Here is a 14,967-nt window from a genome sequence, read left to right as displayed (position 1 = left end):
TCCCCCGCGTTATCCCAGAAGCGTACGCGGAGGTGCGTGGCGCCGCCAGAGGGCCCGGCGTTGATGGATGCTCGGCACGCCTCCTGCCCTGCGCCGGTCGCATGACCAACACGGAGCGGGTGGCGCTGGGTGGGCCCGGGCGTCACGCAACTGGTGGTGCCGAAGCGATAGCCGTAGTCGGGGCATCACGGCTCCGCATACGCGGGCAGTCCCAGCACGGGCGAGGTGCCCGGTGACTTGATGAGCGCTTTCAGTCGACGGGCGAGCGCCCCACCACCATCCTCGCTCCCCAGCTTCGTCACCCAGGCGCGTGCACCCTTCGCGTCCCCCTGCTTCACCCGGCACACGCCCTGGCTGTACCAGCCGAGGAGGTACTCGACGGCGGCCACCTTCTCGAAGGCCGCCTCGGCTTCCTTCCACCGGCCCAGCCGCGCGAGCAGCGCGCCCAAGGCGAGAGGCGCGGTGTCGATGCCCTCGTCGAGCGCGGTGGCGCGCGAGTACGCGGCAATCGCCTCCTCCGTCTGACCGAGGGCCTCCAGGCGAAGTCCGAGCCCGAGGTGCGCCTCCCAGTCGTTCGGCTGCGCGGCCACCCACTCGCGCGCGGCAGCGAGGGCCTCTTCCAACTTCCCGGCCTTCACCAGCAGCCGCACGCGCGCGCCGCGGGCGAAGGGGTGCTTCGGCCGCGCCCATGCCAGCGCGTTGTAGGTGCCCGCACCCTCCAGGTAGAGCCCGAGTTCCTCCTCGACCTCCGCCTTGAGCTCCCACGCGCGCACGTCGCCCGGGTCCTTCTCGATGGCCAGCTCGAGCTGGGTGAGCGCGAAGCGGAGGAGGCCTCGCTGGGCGCCTTCCGGCAGCCTTCCCACGTGCGCTCGCCACTTGAGCGCGAATCCCAGGAGTCGGTGGCATTCGGCGGACTCATCGTCACCCACAGCCTTGTCGAGCACGGCCAGGGCCTTGTCCAACTCGGCGGCGACGTCCTTCTGCGGCGCGCCATTAGCGCGTGCGAGAGCCTGGTCCACCTCGGCATTGCACCGCACCGGCTGCGCGCCGGCACGCGTGGCCGCAAGCAGGCACACCGCCGCCGCGAGCACCGCCCACCGTCGCGCCGGGAGCAGCATGGACGCGGGTCTCACGCCGCACCCACTGGCTGGAAGGTGGTGAACTCGCCCGAGGACTTGTAGCCCTGAATGGACTCCGTCGACTTCGGCACCTGCTTGAGGGCGCCGCCCTCCACCTTGAAGCGAACCTCGTCCCCCGTGGCCGGGTCGTTCGCGAAGAAGAGGTTGCCCTCCTTCCTCGTCAGGCAGACCCAGTGGTCCGTCCCGAGTGTGCCGCCGCTGCCGCCCTCCTTGTAGTCGACGCCCAGGACTACGGGCCGGCCCGACTCCAGCTCCTTCGTCACCTTGTCGAGGCTCCAGGTCGTCGTCTTCTCCACGGCGACGGGTTTCTCGGTGGCAGTCCCTGCGGTGCCCCACACGAGAGCGCTGCCCACGTACCCTGCGCTCGCATCCAGGTGCGCATCCAGCGCTCCCGGGGTGAGCGTCTCCCCGGACAGCTTCGACAGCGCCATGGCCATGGAGGTGACGGCACACCCGCGGCTGGCCAGGGTGGGCGCCGTGGCGGAGGCGCCCAGGCGGGACTCTCCCCACTCCGCGTCCGACTGCTTGTACATGGGCGTCCCGTCCATGGACGTCGGGAAGGGCGTGCCGTCCGCGCGGGCAAAGCTCCCGGCCGGAGCGGCCGCTGGCGGAGTGCCGCCCAGCAGGGCCAGCGTCGCTGCGGAGAAGCTCGGCCCGGAGGAAGCGGCCGGGGGCGGCGGGGCGTACGACACCGGGAAGCGGCAAACGTACTCCTCCACCTGGTTACCGCCGCCCGTCTCCGGACGGCTGGTGGTGGCGGAGCTGGCGGGCATCACCGACGACGTGGCCGTCGAGCCCTCCAGGGAGGTGGTGCCTTCAGGGAAACAGGCCGGCGTCTGCGTGGTGCTGCGAATGGGGTCCACGGGGTGCTCCCGGTTGAGGTTTCCGGGAGGCGCTGCAGGCGGACCGCCAACGCCTGGACGTTTCTGATCAGTAGGTTACACCAGCGCCATCGTCCGAAGATTGAACCCCCGTCTCGCCTGCCGGACGGCCCGGACGTCAGAGTCATTCCCAAGAAGGAGGTATCGGCCGTGACCGGTAACACCGGATTCACATGCCGCAAGAGCACGGGGTTCTGTATTATGCATCGCCGCGCTAGCCCTGCTGGAAAAACGTCTTGATGTCTGTGATCAGAGACTTAAAAACCGCACCTTGACGGCCCTCTTCCGCTCTAAGCACGAACACCGCATCCAACAATCCGTCTTGCCGCGCCTCCTCAGCCAAGTCGAGGATCTTCTGCTCATTCACGCTGTACATGTGATGAAAGAGGCCCACAAATCGGTATGGGCCACGCTGCCAACGGAGTCCCCTCTTTATGCACCACCCCTCAAATGCCACCTCCCCAAGGGAGTTGAAGTTAAGAATTGTCTTTTGCTCGATCAGATAGAGCCTGCCGTTGCTTTCGATCGCAATATCTATCTCCTTCTTTCCCAAGGAGAGCTGGGGAAGCTCAAGGGAATACGACTTTCTTACCACCCAGCTCCTTCCAATGGCCTTGAGTCCATCGACAACCGCCGTCGATATTGATTGCTCAATCACACGCCTGTCGCCTGGGGCAATCGCATTCTTCAGCCGCTCACCAAGGCTCGCATCAAGCGACATGCAGAATATTCGCTCAGACTCCGAAGATGCATTCTCGCCAGCCTTCTTTGCGCCGTCTCGTATCCACTTCAGGTAGTTGCGGCCCTTCAAATAGTCCTGAGGCATGGCGTCCCCTGCGGATCAATATTGTGGGTTGCTGCCCATTCCGAAAGCCCTTTGGGCTTTTGAGTGCAGTCAGACTAGGGAATGCACCCGTGCCCCTGCGGGCATTTCCCGCCAGAGGCGCATCTTGAACCACAGGTTTCGCAGAAGCGACGGGTCGGTCCTTCACGACCTGGGCAGTAGTGCGGACCGCAGCTACGGCGGCCGCAAAACGAGCACGGGTTGCCTTCACCACGGTCGCAATAGGCGATGGATTCATCCTTAAACTTCTCACCACAGCATCGGCAATATGCGCCTTTGTACGAAAGCGCCCCCGTCGGTTCAGCGCAACATATGACCATGTCGGAACGATACCCTCTCCGTGAAGGAGTTGTCCGCTAGGTCAAACGCAACCCGGAATTGCAGTGGGTGACGCTCTCCGCAGTCTCGCGCGCGGTACCACGATCGCGGCCGTGGCACCGCGCGCAACAGCGATGAGACCGCGTGGACTCTGGCGAGCGGCCTCAGCAAGCTCGTCACTGGCTGCGTCGGCGAGGGGCTAACACAGCTCGGCTACGGGTCGCCATAGGCACGAGTCATCGGCGTGCTTTGCTGCGCACCCGCCCCTCCTGCTTCCAGAGCGGCATCTCGGGCCAGGACGCCCGTCCCGGGTGGTGGACGGGCTCGGCCGCCATGGCAGGGCCGCCATCCTCTGGCGACATGTCCAGCGCCCACGGCCTCCTGCTTGCTACGGGCGGCGTCCGATATCTCCCCGCCCGGCCGCGCCTGCGGCCCTGAAAGGACACGCCCATGCCGCCCCGCCCTCGTAGCGCCCGCCTCCGCTTCTTCCTATTGACGCTGCTCGCCGCCTCGGCCGTGGTGGGGTGCGGCCCGACGGACGGCGAAGTCGACGAGGAGGAGCAGCGGCCCGCGGTGGCCCGGGACGGGGGCACCTCCACCGTGGACGGAGGCAGCCCTGGGGACGCCGGCACTCGCGCGGATGCCGGCACCGGGCCGGGCGACGCCAGCACCTGTACGCCCAACTGCGCGGGCCGGCAGTGCGGTGCGGACGGCTGCGGGGGCACCTGCGGCTCCTGCTCCGGTGGCAGCGTGTGCACGTCTACGGGGCAGTGCATGGCCACGTGCACGCCCTCCTGCACCGGCAAGACGTGCGGAGATGACGGGTGCGGCGGTTCGTGCGGCACCTGCGGCTCGGGGCAGGCCTGCCAGTCCGGGCGGTGCGTGTGCGTGCCTCGCTGCGACGGCCGCCAGTGCGGCTTGGACGGGTGCGGTGGCACCTGTGGCACGTGCCGCTCGGGCACCACTTGCAACGCCGCCGGCGCGTGCGTCTGTGTCCCTCAGTGCCAGGGCAAGGTGTGCGGCCCGGACAGCTGCGGTGGCACCTGTGGCACGTGCCCGTCCAACTCCACGTGCACCGCCAAGGCTGACACCTGCGGCTGCAACCCGGGCTACGTGCCGGACCAAGCCGGCGAGACGTGCATCAAAATCGGTGGCGCCTGCCAAGGGGTGAGCCAGTACGGCTACTGCGCCAGTGACACCTGGGTGAGGTGCGACGCGCAGCAGGGCATCGTCGCCATGGCCTGTGGCGCGGGGAAGTGCCGCACCATCGACTCCGCGGGCAACGGTGCCTGCACCTGCGGGAGCATCGACGCCAACGGCGTGTGTGCGTCCGCCGACGGCGCGAGCGTCCCCACGCCCAAAGTGCACTTCGCGTGCGCTGAAAGCCTGGGCATCCTGCTGGCCAACAACTGCGTCGCCAGCACCGGCTCGTCGGCGGGCCTCTGCTCTACCTTTGTCACCTCGTTCGGCCACCAGACGGGGTGCTTCTGCAACACCTGCTCCCTGCCTGCCGGCAGCAACAACCAGTGCTCGCCGCTCTGCGCGAGGCCGAGCGACTGCCGGTACTACGCGGCTTCCAACACGCACACCTGCGGGTTCTGAGGAGTTTGCGGCGGGGCTGCGCCTGCGCGGCGCCGTCCACTCCCGAGACTCGCATCCTTCATCCAGGGGCACGCAGGCCGCCGGTCTACCCACCCGCCTCTGGCCTCTCTCTGCCCCTCACGGGCATCTCTTGCACGGAGTCACCATGTCCCGCCCTGCCATCCTTCTCGCCCTTCTCCTCTCCTCCCTCCCAGCCTTCGCCAATCCACCCCAGTGCAGCAACAGCTCCGGGCCGTGCTCCACCAACGCAGACTGCTGCTCATCGGCGAATGCCTGTTCTCAGGGCGTGTGCCGCTCCGCACCTGGCACTGGCCTCTTCTGCAGCCGTGGAGGTGGACGTTGCGACACCTCCGCCACCTGCTGTCCGGGCTTCACCTGCGCGGGTGGAAACCCCAACTCCCCTTTCCCCACGGGGGTCTGCACTGCCTCCTCCTCGTGCGTCCCCATGGACTCGCCATGCGGTGCCGGCGCGTCCTGCTGCGAGGGACTCGTGTGCCGTGAAGGCGCGTGCGTCCATCCTTCCGCCGCCGGTGCTCGCACGTGCGGCTCTGCCGGCGCCGCGTGCGGAGGCTCGGAGGCATGCTGCCTCGGCCTCACCTGCACCGCGGGCCGGTGCGCGGCTCCCGTCACCCACTACCGCGACGTGGGCGAGGCGTGCGGCCCGCAGGCGCCCTGCTACATCGGCAACACCTGCGTGAGCGGCGTCTGCATCGACAACGTCACCCTCCACGAGGCGGCCTCGCGGCAGCGCGCAGCTTCCGCGGAGGACACCAGCGAGTCCCCCGCCTCGCCGCCCTCCCCGACGAAGGAGCGCGGCGAAGCTGCCATCTGGCGTGAAGTCAATTGGGGCAAGGAGGCACAGCGCCAGGAAGAGGCCCGTCGCCAGCAGCGCGAGGACGCGCGACGCGAGGAGGCTCGCCAGGAGGAGCGGCGCCGGCAGCAGCGCGAGGACGCCCGTCGCGACGAAGCCCGACGGGAGGCGATGCGCAATAGCTGGTAGTTTCCGCTGAGCCGGGGCGCCCCTTCCCCTGCGTCACTCGGCCCACGTCGCTTCGCGCCGCGTAGCCTCGACGAGCTCGGCCACCTCCTCCAGGCCGAGCTTCACCGGCTGCTGCAGAAGGCCGGGCACCACCTCGCAGTGGTGGAGGACGGCCACGTGGCGGGGTTGCTGCTTCACGACGGGCTGTCGGTGGGCGAGGACGAGCAGCCCCTGCACCCACAACGTCCGTCGACGCGTGGCCCCCAGGAGGCATTCGCGGACGCGCTGGGCCTCCGCCTCCAGCTTCTCCACGTAGTCTCTGCGGCGCCCGTCCACCATGACGTTGTCCCCGCCCACCCACACCTTCCCGGTCAACGCCTTCGTGTTGACGACGAAGACGCCGGGCGGGCCGATGACCAGGTGGTCCAAGTTCGCGCCACGGCGCCCAACTCGGACGTCATGCTCGACGTGCCAGCCGTGGGGCCGGAGCTGCTCAAGCAGCCCCCCCACGCGCTCCTCACCGTCCGCGCCGAGCCGCCACGCCCGCTCGTCGGTGTGGATGTCGAAGAGGCGCGTGAAGAACGTCTTGATGGGCGCAGCGTCCGCCAGCTCCTGCTGCTTCTCCCGTGCGCTCTGGCCCGGACGGCGCCCGGTACGCGTGGCCACAGGCTCAGGCTGCTGCTCACGCTTCCTGAAGAACATGGGACTCCCCCTCCACGTGCCGCTTCCGGCACGGCACCACCTGATGGTAGCGCGTGAGGCCACGTGTCGGGCAGCGGGTCCGGCCTGCCCCGCCGCTCATCACTCCGGTCCGCTGGACCTGATGGTCCTCCAGCCGGACTTCGCCGAGCCACTCAGCGCCGGCGGCTGCTACGTCTGCCGCTGCGCCACCTGTGGAGGCCGGGCTGGGAATTCCGCCAGCGCAATGGCCTACCAGGACGCCCACCCCGAGCACGAGGTGCAGGGCTTCGCGGTCTCACCGTGCTAACGCATCACTCCTGTTCAAGAGAAACAAGTCTCTCCCACGGACCAAGTGTCGTTGCGTCCGCGATGATTCGTCGGAAGCGGCGTCGCTTGCTCAGGTCGAACTCCAGCCACTCGAAGGTGGACGGGTTCAACCAACGTTCGACGCCTCGGATGAAGCCGTCGCCCGTGTCCGTTGAAACGGTGTGCTGCAATGTAAATCCAATCGTAATTTCTTCTTTGGTGTTCATGGCTTGTATCCCTCTGGAGAGCATCATTGGCCCCCTCTCTTTCTTGTTTCTGAGTGTGGCGGCCGCTCGTCCCCGGCGCGTCCCAGCAAAATCACCGCCCCTTCTCCTGCGTGGAGGTGTCCACGTGCGGAGAGCCCGTCCCCCAGCCCAGACGCCGGAGCAACTGCGCCGTCGACGCGTCCGCGAGGACTTCGCCCGCGACCTGCGCATGCTGCGCAGTGAGCCCGAGGAGCAGCTCGCGCCTCCGCGCAAGCTCGCGCCCGATGAGCGCTGCAGATGCGGCGTCGCGCTGCTGCTCTTGGGCGGACGGCGAATCTGCGCGGACGGGCTGGACCACGCGTCCGTGCTTGCGACCCTCTCGCTCCAGTCCCCCGGAGCCCTGCGCCTGGCGAAGAAGTCGGTGGAGGTTCTCCGCGCGTGGAAGACCTTCGGGAAGGAGGACAGCCGCGGACGCACGCGCGCGTGGGCGTTCGCCGAGACGAACACGGGCCGCAGCATGGTGAAGCCCACCATCTGCGGCGTCGCGAAGGTGAAGGTGAAGACGAAGCCCGCACGCCAGTCAAAGGGCGAGCGCGCTGCCCCGGTATCAGCCCTCGCGGACGCCTTCGCCTAGCCCATCTACAAGTACGTGGTCAAGAAGCGGCAGAACGCCGACGCGGCCTAGCGAGCGGAGGCTGCGGCAGATAGCGACAACGAGGACTGACAGGCTGTCACGCGCGTGTGGGGCATGATCGACTGGCTTTTGAACTATGGAAATTTGATCTAGGGTGACTTGAATCGGTCGAGGTTAACTGGGGGATCTTGATGAAGAACACACCAACGCGGCAGCCTGGTGACCCGCTCCCGGGCTCACTCATTCGCGACCTGCGGCAGAAACACCACCTCACGCAGGGCCAACTCGCACACCGAATTGGAGTTCGTGGCGGGGAAGCGACCATTTCAGCCTGGGAGAATGGTAGTTCCAAATGCGAAGGACCTGCCGCTGAGCTCGTTCTCCGGCTGTTGGGGGATGACTCAGTGAGCATGGACATAGCAGCGCTCACGAGAGATATTGATCTAATCTGGGAGCGGGCTGGGCAGAAATACACCATGTGGCGACAAGTCACTGCCGTCGCTGAGAGGCCCCTTCAGTTGGAGCGTACCAAGTTTGCCAACGCGTTCCCTTCGCTCTCGATACCTGCACGCCAGGTCACGCACGGGTTCCCGATTGTCGACGTGAGTGGCCCCGTCCACAGCATCGGCCCATCGGGATGGACCGGCATGGTTCCAACGTCGCTGGACCACCCACCAGGGTACATCTGGACACTGCGATGGAGCGGCGAATTCCTCTCCCGCGAGAAATGCTGGGAGGCAGACCCTACCGGGGCTACGGGAGGGAACCTTCATATTTCCTCTTTGCTCACCATCGCACTCGCCACAACGCACTTCTTGGTCAGGATGGCTCAGTATTTCGCCATCGATCTATCAACAAGATATACATTGGGGCTTGATCTCCATGGCATGAAAGGCCGCGGGTTGGTTGCCCATAACTCGGCGTACGCCGCATTGGTGGGCAGTCCGGGCCAAAGGAGTGCCGAGGATCACCTGCATGCATCCATAACCGTATCGCTAGGGGAGATTGTCGCCGACCCAGTCACCCATGGGTTGAGGCTTGTTGGCGAAGCTGCCATTCCTCTTCGCCCAGATCTGGTGTCGAATAATGCGCTCCAGCGAGAGCTGGAGGCTGCATGCGAGTACGAAAAGACCACGTATGGTTCGTCTATTCGCGCGCTAGGGTTTCTCGATCAGAAATGAACTGATGGTGCGGTAATCGCTTTGCTGGCGACGGAGCGCCTCGATGTACAGGCGCCCCTTCTCCGGGGCATGGCCTCTCTCGTCCGCCGTACCCTGAAAGCCCTGGGCCTATTGCCCACCATCCGGGGCCCTCTCGTCCATGCCATGCCCGTCGCGTCCTTCTCCCCGCGTCGAGGCACGCGCGAGGTTCTCGCTGCATATCGGAAGCATGGCTGGCTCCGCGCCGTGGTGGACACGGTTGCGGACGCCGTGGCTACGCCCCGGTGGACGGCCTACAAGCGCGTGAGCGGCGGCGCGAAGCTGTGGATGGACCCGCGCTGGAAGTCCCTCGATAGGCTCGAGCGGCGCAAGGCGCTGGAGGACGCCACCCAGGCCGGCGAACTGGTGGAGTTGCCGGCGCACGAGGTGCTGTGCCTCTTGGAGTCCTCGCACCCCGAGTTCCCCGGGCGCGAGGTGCGCAAGCTGGCGCAACTGCACCTGGACCTCGCGGGCGAGACGTTCCTCTGGCTGCGCATGGACCAGGACGTCGGCGGCGCTGTGGTGCGGCCGCAGTCCGGGCGGCTCCGCGTGGTGTATCAGGCCCCCCAGCCTCCCGGTTGGAGGTCTTCGACGGGCCTGGCGGTGAGGCGCCCACGTGGTACGCGCCAGCGCTCCCCTGGACGTCCGAACCCGCAGTGAGCGCCCGCGTGCAGAAGCTCGTCGCCGAACTGACGCCGCGGTCGGCTCAGCGGAAGCCGGACGAGTCGCTCCAGTCCGGCACGGGGATGAAGCGCAGTCCCTCTGGCGAAGGGGTGAGGCCCATCACCCGGTCCACCACGATGCGGTGGAAGAGGTGCACCGTGTCCTCCTCAAGCAGGAAGGCGAGTCGCTCCTGGAGGGGTATCGCGTCCAACACCGCCTCGTCGAGTACGAGGCGGTCGAGGCTCAACAGGAACAGCCCGCTCGGCGGGGCCGTGAAGTCGGAGCGCTCCCTGTCCATGCAGCGAATCTGCCGCCACATGTGCATGAGCCAGTATCGACGCACGTCCCCGTCACTCACACGGACGTCTGCCGGAACCCACTGCACGCCGTGAAGCTCCAGTGGTGCGAGCGCATCCTTCAGCCGAGGCGAGACGACCGGTGCAGGCAGGCTGTGGTGGTCCACCATGACGGGCCTGGGGGGCACCGGCTCCCCGAGTTTCAGCTTCACCGGCTCGCACGTGTCCACGGGCATGGGCTTCAGGAACGAAAGGTAGTCCTGGTCCCATGCCAGCAGCGGATGCTGCTGGGAGCGCGCGCGCATGAGGACGAAGTAGTCGCGTTGCATGGCCTACGTCCCCACCTGGGGCGCTCGACGATGAAGCGCCGCCCCGGTGCGCGCGTGCCGGGCTCCGTGACGCCGGCCTTGCGGGCAGGGATGGCGCGGCTTGCCCTCAAGGCTCCTCGCGCCGGCGCAGCCGACGCCCCCCGGCAAGTAGTCCAGCCCATCAGCGGTAAGCGTCCAGCGGCCGGCCACGATGCGCCCCAGAATCTCTGCGCTGAGTCTGTCCAGCTCGTCCGTCAGCGCTGATGGGTTGGAGCAATAACCGCCCGCTCCGACTGCGCGAGCCACCTTCACAAGGCGGGCCTTCACCGCCTCCGGGTACGACAGGTCCATGTCGAATGCCCAGCCCCCGGCGTGGGGCCCGACGTGGACGGGTACGTGCAGCTCGCATGCGACGGCCAGCACCATGGGGAGGATAACGCCATTCCGCGCCCGGTTGATGTCGTAGCCGAACTTGCGACAGAACCGCGCCCAGACCTCATCGTCCGCCATTGCCTCGGAGCAGATGAGATGGTGCGCGGCGATGGACCAGCGCCCGGTGTACCAGGGGTGAGCGTCCGCCTCGGCTCCATTGAGAATGTTGTCGCGCAGCACCGAAGAGCTGCCGATGTGGCTGCCCCACTCTGCCGCAAAGGGGTGCTCGGGCCTCCCGCAGTACTCGCACGGTGGCCTCTTCGGAGGCTTCGGCCCGTCTCCAGGCCCCGACTTCTCGAATCGGACTCGCCCACCTGCGCGGATGATGACCGGCATAGTCCCGGACATTGCGCCAAGACGATCAAACCGCCCTATAGACGGAAGTGCAGAGCTGGGTTGCACAGAAGACAAAGGACGCTGGCAGCGATGCCAGCGCCAGGAGGGGCGGCTTGGCGCGAGCAGCGGCACTGCACCACGTGCCGCCCTGGCATCACGCCGCAGACTGCGAGCCCTCGCGCAGCGCCTGCTGCAGCCGATGGGCCGCCACCTCGCAGTAGCGCTCTTCGAGATCGACGCCCACCGCGCGGCGGCCGAGCTGCTGCGCCGCCACCAGCGTGGCGCCCGTGCCCGCGAAGGGGTCCAGCACGAGCCCGCTCACGGGGCAGGACTTCTCCACCAGGTGCGCGAGCAGCGGCACCGGCTTCTCGGTGGGGTGCGTGCGCTGTTGGGCCGGCCCCGTGCTCAAGACAGGCGGCCTCACTCGCCCCGCGCTGCGCCGATGCGGGCGCCTGCGGTGCTACCCTCCCCGCACCCACGTTGGCGGGCGAAACGGGAGTGACCGATGGCGGTGCTCGGGTACCAGTTGGCGATCGTGGTCACGTTGGTCCTGGTTCGCCTCATCTCACCAAGGCACTTGCAAGGGGCCGCGCTGGTCTGGACGGCGTTGACGGTCATCAACCTGTTCTGGCCGCCGCTCATCGCCGTGCAGCTGCTCGTCATCTGGGTCACTTACGGCGGGCTCAAGCGCTCCAACCCTCCGCCAGAGCCCCCCAAGGCGGCCGTCCCCATCAAGCGCAAGCCCCAAACTATCGACCTCGGTATCGGCGCCGCCGGCGTCCACGGTGTGACTCCCCAGGGTCCCGCCCAGGGACAGCGCGACAAGAGCCCCGTGAAGGCAGCCCCCACCGCCGCCCCCGTACCTCCTCTGGCTCCTCCGCCAGCCGTAGTGCCAGGGGTGCCTGCGTCCCCGGCGGGCGAACAGCAGCCAGGACAGGCCCCCCTCTCGGGAGCTCCGGCGGGGACACGATGGTCGGTTCAGCAGAACGCCATCTTCGACTTCTTTGCCACGGGGAAGGGCAACGCGGTCGTTCGCGCGAGGGCGGGCACGGGCAAGACCACCACCATCCTGGAGGGCATCACCTACGCACCCGAGAAGGACATCGTGCTTGCGGCGTTCAACAAGCGAATCGCGGACGAGTTAGTGACGAAGCTGAAGAACCCCGCCGCCACGGCGAAGACCCTGCATGCGCTCGGCTTCGCTGCGGTGAAGACGTACTGGAAGGGCACTGCGCTCGATAAGGACCGGGGGTTGACTCTCGCCCGCCGGGCAGCCGGGCACGAGAGTCCCGACCCGATGGTCAAGCTCGTCAGGAAGCTCGCTGCGTTCGGCAAGAACGTCGCTCCGTTCGGCTCCGTAGCCGACCTGGTCGAGTTGGCGATCCAGTTCGAAGTCGAACCCGACGCGGAATGGAGCGAGAGCGGTTGGGACACCGAGACGGTCGCCCGGTGCGCCCACGAAGCCATGAGGCTTGCCACGCAGCGCGACGGCACCGTGGATTTCGACGACATGATTTTCGTCCCCGTGGCGATGAAGATGGTCCACCCGAGGTACGACCTCGTGGTGATCGACGAGGCGCAGGACATGAACCTGACCCAGCTCCTGCTTGCCCAGAAGCTGGTCCGCAAGGGTGGGCGCACGGTGGTCGTGGGCGATGACCGACAGGCCATCTACGGGTTCCGCGGCGCCGACTCGAAGAGCCTTGACCGGCTCAAGAGCGAGTTGAGCGCGGTCGAGTTTCCCCTCACGACGACCTACCGCTGCCCGAAGAAAGTAGTGGCCCTCGCCCAGCAGCTTGTGCCCGATTACAAGGCAGCAGACACCGCCCCCGCGGGCATCATTCGCGACGTGTCGGAATCTAAGCTGGTCGAGGTAGCCACGCCCGGCTGCTTCATCCTCAGCCGCAAGAACGCGCCGCTTGTCTCGACGTGCATCAAGCTCCTCAAGCGGGGCAAGAGGGCGAAGGTCGAGGGGAAGGACATCGGGCGCAGCCTCCTGACCATCGTCAAGAAGCTCGGCGGGACGACCATCGAGAGCTTCCTCTCCAAGCTCGCAGCCTGGGAAGGGCGCGAGACGCAGCGCGCTCGCCTGGTGGCGAAGGACCCAGAGCCGGTCATCGAGCGCATCGCAGACCAGGCCGGAATGCTCGTGGCACTCTGCGAGGACCTCCTCACGACGAAGGAGCTGGAGGCCCGCATCGAGAACCTCTTCGACGATGCCGCCGAAAGCGCCCAGCCTCTCATCATTTGCAGTTCCGTCCACAAGGCCAAGGGGTTGGAGCGCGAGAGGGTGTTCCTCCTCAAGGCCACGTTCAGCCGAACCGGAACGGAAGAATGCAATATCGAGTATGTTGCGATTACGCGCGCAAAGCAGGAGCTGGTCTGGGTGGTCAACTAGGAGCCTGGCGTGGTAACGGGCTCAGGAGCAGGTACCGGACGGCATGATTGCCGCCCCCTGCTTTGCTGCGGCAGACCGCTATGCGGCCGCCACGTGGAAGAGCTTGCGCGGGTTATGGGTGAGGCAGGTGAGCGCCCACTCCCCCTTCGCCTTCTGCAGCCCGCGCAGCAGCAGTTGCCGGAAGCCTCGCGCCTGTTTGATTTGGCCGAAGGGCGGCTCGGCTGCCACCTTGCGTCGGGCGTACACCTCGCGTCCCTTCTTCGTTTTGAGCCTGCGCGCCATCCACTCCTTGAGGCTCAAGTCTCGTGGCATCCGCCCTCGCACCGGTGGCGGCTGCTCCCCATGCTTGAGTCTGCCGGTGGCGATGTACGCGTGGATGCCAATGCTCGCTGCACGTGCCACGTTCTGTTCCGAGAAGTAGCCGCTGTCGGCTGTCACCGCCCCGGGCACCCCGCCGCAGTTCTCCACCACCTGCTCCAGTAGCGGCAGGCATCGCGGGCCAGCAGCGGCCTGAGGTCCAGCTCCGCCACCGCGTCCAGGATGAAGTACGCCAGGTGCCCGGCCGGCAGCCAGTCTCGGGGCGAGGGCGGCAGCAACTCCGACTGTTCAGGGGCGTAGGGGCGGAAGACCTTGCTCATAGATAGGCAAAGCGCATCATGTCCTTGCCTACGCTTTGAGTAGGTTCTTGCGGTTACCCCCAACACGCTCCTAGCTGGCATTGCCCTGCCGCCCAATGGGCGCTCATCCTAGACGCGTCCCCAGCGGTCCTGGCATTCGATGCAATGAGTCCCAGGACTGCGTCAGCGCCAGCGCCTGCACGTTCCTGCCTGAAGACTCGTCCCACGCAGAGGAAGCAGCCCGCCCTGAAGATCTCCGGGGCGGGCCGCCCGTCACCGCTGGCGTGTCACCAGCCGAACGTCCACCGCATGCCGGCGCCGGCCATGCGCTCGCGCTGGTTGGCCTCGGCGAAGGCGAAGAGCCCCAGGTTGCTGCGCAGCCGCGCCCCCGCCTCCAGGCGCGCGTAGGCGCCCGTGAGGGAGGACACGCCGGCCTGGGCCTCCACGTAGCCGGTCCGCACCGGTACGTCAGACAGCACTCGGGAGAGCCCCGCGGCGACAGCTAACCGCGGGGCATCTGAGGGGAGGCCGTCACCGGGGCGAGCGCCGCCTGGCTGCCGAGGGCGCCCAGCGACAGCGCCGCCGACACCACCTCGTCCGCCAGCGCGGGCGCACGGCTCGCCTTCATGCGGTCCAGGGCCGCCTCGATGAGCCCGGAGAGGAAGGTGCCCACGCTGCCGGCGGTGAGCTGGAGCACCTGCTGCAACTCGGCCAGGCCGCGCTGGCCCAGGCTCGCCTTGAGCTGCTCCAGCGCGGCGGCCTTGATGCTCTGCAGCTCCGCGTCGGAGAGGGTGCCGTCGGCAGACGCTGCCTCGAGCTTCGGCTTCAGCGTCACCTCAATGTCCCGGACGACGCCCTCGGCCAGCATGCTGGCGCGCGTGGCCACCTGCGCGAGCTTCGACTCTCCGGCCTGGGCATGGAGCTTCTTCGTGAGGGCGACGAGCGCGGCCGCCACAAGGCCGGCGAGCGCGGTGGCCAGCACGGGCGTGGCCGTGACGGCGGCGGACAGGATGATGGACTTCAGCGTGGGCTCCGGCGGCGAGGTGCCGTCCTGGGCCAGAGCCACCGGCGCGGTGAGGACGGCCGCGAGCACGGCGGCGAGGGCGAAGCGCTTCTTCATGGAGTACT

The 14,967-nt window shown here is 67.4% G+C and carries 18 protein-coding genes and 1 pseudogene; 7 read left to right on the top strand and 12 right to left on the bottom strand.

The window, feature by feature from the left end; translation table 11 throughout:
• Positions 1–185: 185 nt before the first annotated feature.
• From G4D86_RS36320 to G4D86_RS36310, 3 genes are all read right to left on the bottom strand, one after another.
• Positions 186–1,118 (bottom strand): tetratricopeptide repeat protein, encoded by a 933-nt coding sequence (locus tag G4D86_RS36320; protein ID WP_163998716.1) that lies wholly within the window; start codon positions 1,116–1,118, stop codon positions 186–188.
• A gap of 11 nt (positions 1,119–1,129) precedes the next feature.
• Positions 1,130–2,002 (bottom strand): C39 family peptidase, encoded by an 873-nt coding sequence (locus tag G4D86_RS36315; protein WP_163998715.1) that lies wholly within the window; start codon positions 2,000–2,002, stop codon positions 1,130–1,132.
• A gap of 232 nt (positions 2,003–2,234) precedes the next feature.
• Positions 2,235–2,846 carry a hypothetical protein gene (locus G4D86_RS36310; RefSeq protein ID WP_163998714.1) on the bottom strand — a complete coding sequence of 204 codons (612 nt, stop codon included), beginning with the start codon at positions 2,844–2,846 and terminating at the stop codon, positions 2,235–2,237.
• A 786-nt stretch (positions 2,847–3,632) separates the two neighbouring features.
• Between G4D86_RS36310 and G4D86_RS36305 the strand changes: the two genes are divergently transcribed.
• Complete coding sequence (locus G4D86_RS36305) at positions 3,633–4,784, top strand: hypothetical protein (protein ID WP_163998713.1); 1,152 nt, start codon at positions 3,633–3,635, stop codon at positions 4,782–4,784.
• A 445-nt stretch (positions 4,785–5,229) separates the two neighbouring features.
• Positions 5,230–5,784 carry a hypothetical protein gene (locus G4D86_RS36300; RefSeq protein WP_163998712.1) on the top strand — a complete coding sequence of 185 codons (555 nt, stop codon included), beginning with the start codon at positions 5,230–5,232 and terminating at the stop codon, positions 5,782–5,784.
• A gap of 33 nt (positions 5,785–5,817) precedes the next feature.
• Here G4D86_RS36300 and G4D86_RS36295 read toward each other — a convergent pair whose 3' ends face one another.
• Both G4D86_RS36295 and G4D86_RS36290 read right to left on the bottom strand, forming a co-directional pair.
• Entirely contained in the window at positions 5,818–6,465 is a 648-nt protein-coding gene (locus G4D86_RS36295; protein WP_163998711.1) for a nuclease-related domain-containing protein, read from the bottom strand.
• Between the two features lie 290 nt (positions 6,466–6,755).
• Positions 6,756–6,977 (bottom strand): heme oxygenase-like domain-containing protein, encoded by a 222-nt coding sequence (locus G4D86_RS36290; RefSeq protein WP_163998710.1) that lies wholly within the window; start codon positions 6,975–6,977, stop codon positions 6,756–6,758.
• Positions 6,978–7,101: 124 nt separating this feature from the next.
• Here G4D86_RS36290 and G4D86_RS36285 point away from each other — a divergent pair, with 124 nt between their 5' ends.
• The 4 genes and pseudogenes from G4D86_RS36285 (at position 7,102) to G4D86_RS36275 (ending at position 9,449) form a co-directional block, all read left to right on the top strand.
• A complete protein-coding gene (locus G4D86_RS36285) occupies positions 7,102–7,590 on the top strand; it encodes a hypothetical protein (RefSeq protein ID WP_163998709.1) in 489 nt (162 codons plus the stop codon).
• A 191-nt stretch (positions 7,591–7,781) separates the two neighbouring features.
• Positions 7,782–7,931 (top strand): annotated as a pseudogene (locus G4D86_RS54335) (helix-turn-helix transcriptional regulator); the annotation flags it as partial.
• 63 nt (positions 7,932–7,994) lie between these two features.
• Positions 7,995–8,771: a hypothetical protein gene (locus G4D86_RS36280; protein ID WP_240360652.1), complete on the top strand. Its 777-nt coding sequence runs from the start codon at positions 7,995–7,997 to the stop codon at positions 8,769–8,771.
• Between the two features lie 225 nt (positions 8,772–8,996).
• Positions 8,997–9,449, top strand: a complete 453-nt coding sequence (locus tag G4D86_RS36275) for a hypothetical protein (RefSeq protein WP_240360651.1) — start codon at positions 8,997–8,999, stop codon at positions 9,447–9,449.
• Between the two features lie 46 nt (positions 9,450–9,495).
• On the opposite strand, the gene G4D86_RS36270 is transcribed toward G4D86_RS36275, so the two are convergent.
• The 3 genes from G4D86_RS36270 to G4D86_RS36260 all read right to left on the bottom strand — a co-directional run bounded on the left by G4D86_RS36270 (position 9,496) and on the right by G4D86_RS36260 (position 11,233).
• Entirely contained in the window at positions 9,496–10,077 is a 582-nt protein-coding gene (locus tag G4D86_RS36270; RefSeq protein WP_163998707.1) for an imm11 family protein, read from the bottom strand.
• Between the two features lie 3 nt (positions 10,078–10,080).
• Positions 10,081–10,668, bottom strand: a complete 588-nt coding sequence (locus G4D86_RS36265; protein WP_240360650.1) for an AHH domain-containing protein — start codon at positions 10,666–10,668, stop codon at positions 10,081–10,083.
• 310 nt (positions 10,669–10,978) lie between these two features.
• Positions 10,979–11,233, bottom strand: a complete 255-nt coding sequence (locus G4D86_RS36260) for a DNA methyltransferase (RefSeq protein ID WP_240360649.1) — start codon at positions 11,231–11,233, stop codon at positions 10,979–10,981.
• 96 nt (positions 11,234–11,329) lie between these two features.
• Between G4D86_RS36260 and G4D86_RS36255 the strand changes: the two genes are divergently transcribed.
• Positions 11,330–13,222, top strand: coding sequence for a UvrD-helicase domain-containing protein (locus G4D86_RS36255; RefSeq protein ID WP_163998704.1), 1,893 nt, complete (start codon positions 11,330–11,332; stop codon positions 13,220–13,222).
• Between the two features lie 78 nt (positions 13,223–13,300).
• On the opposite strand, the gene G4D86_RS36250 is transcribed toward G4D86_RS36255, so the two are convergent.
• From G4D86_RS36250 to G4D86_RS36235, 4 genes are all read right to left on the bottom strand, one after another.
• Complete coding sequence (locus tag G4D86_RS36250) at positions 13,301–13,660, bottom strand: transposase (RefSeq protein WP_240360648.1); 360 nt, start codon at positions 13,658–13,660, stop codon at positions 13,301–13,303.
• Positions 13,657–13,860, bottom strand: coding sequence for a hypothetical protein (locus tag G4D86_RS36245; protein WP_163998703.1), 204 nt, complete (start codon positions 13,858–13,860; stop codon positions 13,657–13,659). The genes G4D86_RS36250 and G4D86_RS36245 overlap by 4 nt, the downstream gene beginning before the upstream one ends.
• A 266-nt stretch (positions 13,861–14,126) precedes the next feature.
• On the bottom strand, positions 14,127–14,318 hold the full coding sequence (locus tag G4D86_RS36240; RefSeq protein ID WP_163998702.1) for a hypothetical protein: 192 nt from the start codon (positions 14,316–14,318) through the stop codon (positions 14,127–14,129).
• 23 nt (positions 14,319–14,341) lie between these two features.
• The gene (locus tag G4D86_RS36235) at positions 14,342–14,959 is read right to left on the bottom strand and encodes a hypothetical protein (RefSeq protein ID WP_163998701.1); all 618 of its coding nucleotides are present in this window, start codon (positions 14,957–14,959) and stop codon (positions 14,342–14,344) included.
• Positions 14,960–14,967 lie beyond the last annotated feature (8 nt).

Origin of the sequence: Pyxidicoccus caerfyrddinensis (assembly GCF_010894405.1) — a bacterium.
GTDB classification, from domain to species: domain Bacteria; phylum Myxococcota; class Myxococcia; order Myxococcales; family Myxococcaceae; genus Myxococcus; species Myxococcus caerfyrddinensis.
This window is presented reverse-complemented; position numbering and strand designations above follow the sequence as displayed.

Excerpts from the sequence above, each read along its gene's own strand:
- G4D86_RS36255 (WP_163998704.1), top strand. The coding sequence starts at position 11,330 with ATGGCGGTGCTCGGGTACCAGTTGGCGATCGTGGTCACGTTGGTCCTG.
- G4D86_RS36235 (WP_163998701.1), bottom strand. The coding sequence starts at position 14,959 with ATGAAGAAGCGCTTCGCCCTCGCCGCCGTGCTCGCGGCCGTCCTCACC.
- G4D86_RS36320 (WP_163998716.1), bottom strand. The coding sequence starts at position 1,118 with ATGCTGCTCCCGGCGCGACGGTGGGCGGTGCTCGCGGCGGCGGTGTGC.
- G4D86_RS36310 (WP_163998714.1), bottom strand. The coding sequence starts at position 2,846 with ATGCCTCAGGACTATTTGAAGGGCCGCAACTACCTGAAGTGGATACGA.
- G4D86_RS36245 (WP_163998703.1), bottom strand. The coding sequence starts at position 13,860 with ATGAGCAAGGTCTTCCGCCCCTACGCCCCTGAACAGTCGGAGTTGCTG.
- G4D86_RS36270 (WP_163998707.1), bottom strand. The coding sequence starts at position 10,077 with ATGCAACGCGACTACTTCGTCCTCATGCGCGCGCGCTCCCAGCAGCAT.
- G4D86_RS36290 (WP_163998710.1), bottom strand. The coding sequence starts at position 6,977 with ATGAACACCAAAGAAGAAATTACGATTGGATTTACATTGCAGCACACC.
- G4D86_RS36295 (WP_163998711.1), bottom strand. The coding sequence starts at position 6,465 with ATGTTCTTCAGGAAGCGTGAGCAGCAGCCTGAGCCTGTGGCCACGCGT.
- G4D86_RS36305 (WP_163998713.1), top strand. The coding sequence starts at position 3,633 with ATGCCGCCCCGCCCTCGTAGCGCCCGCCTCCGCTTCTTCCTATTGACG.
- G4D86_RS36300 (WP_163998712.1), top strand. The coding sequence starts at position 5,230 with ATGGACTCGCCATGCGGTGCCGGCGCGTCCTGCTGCGAGGGACTCGTG.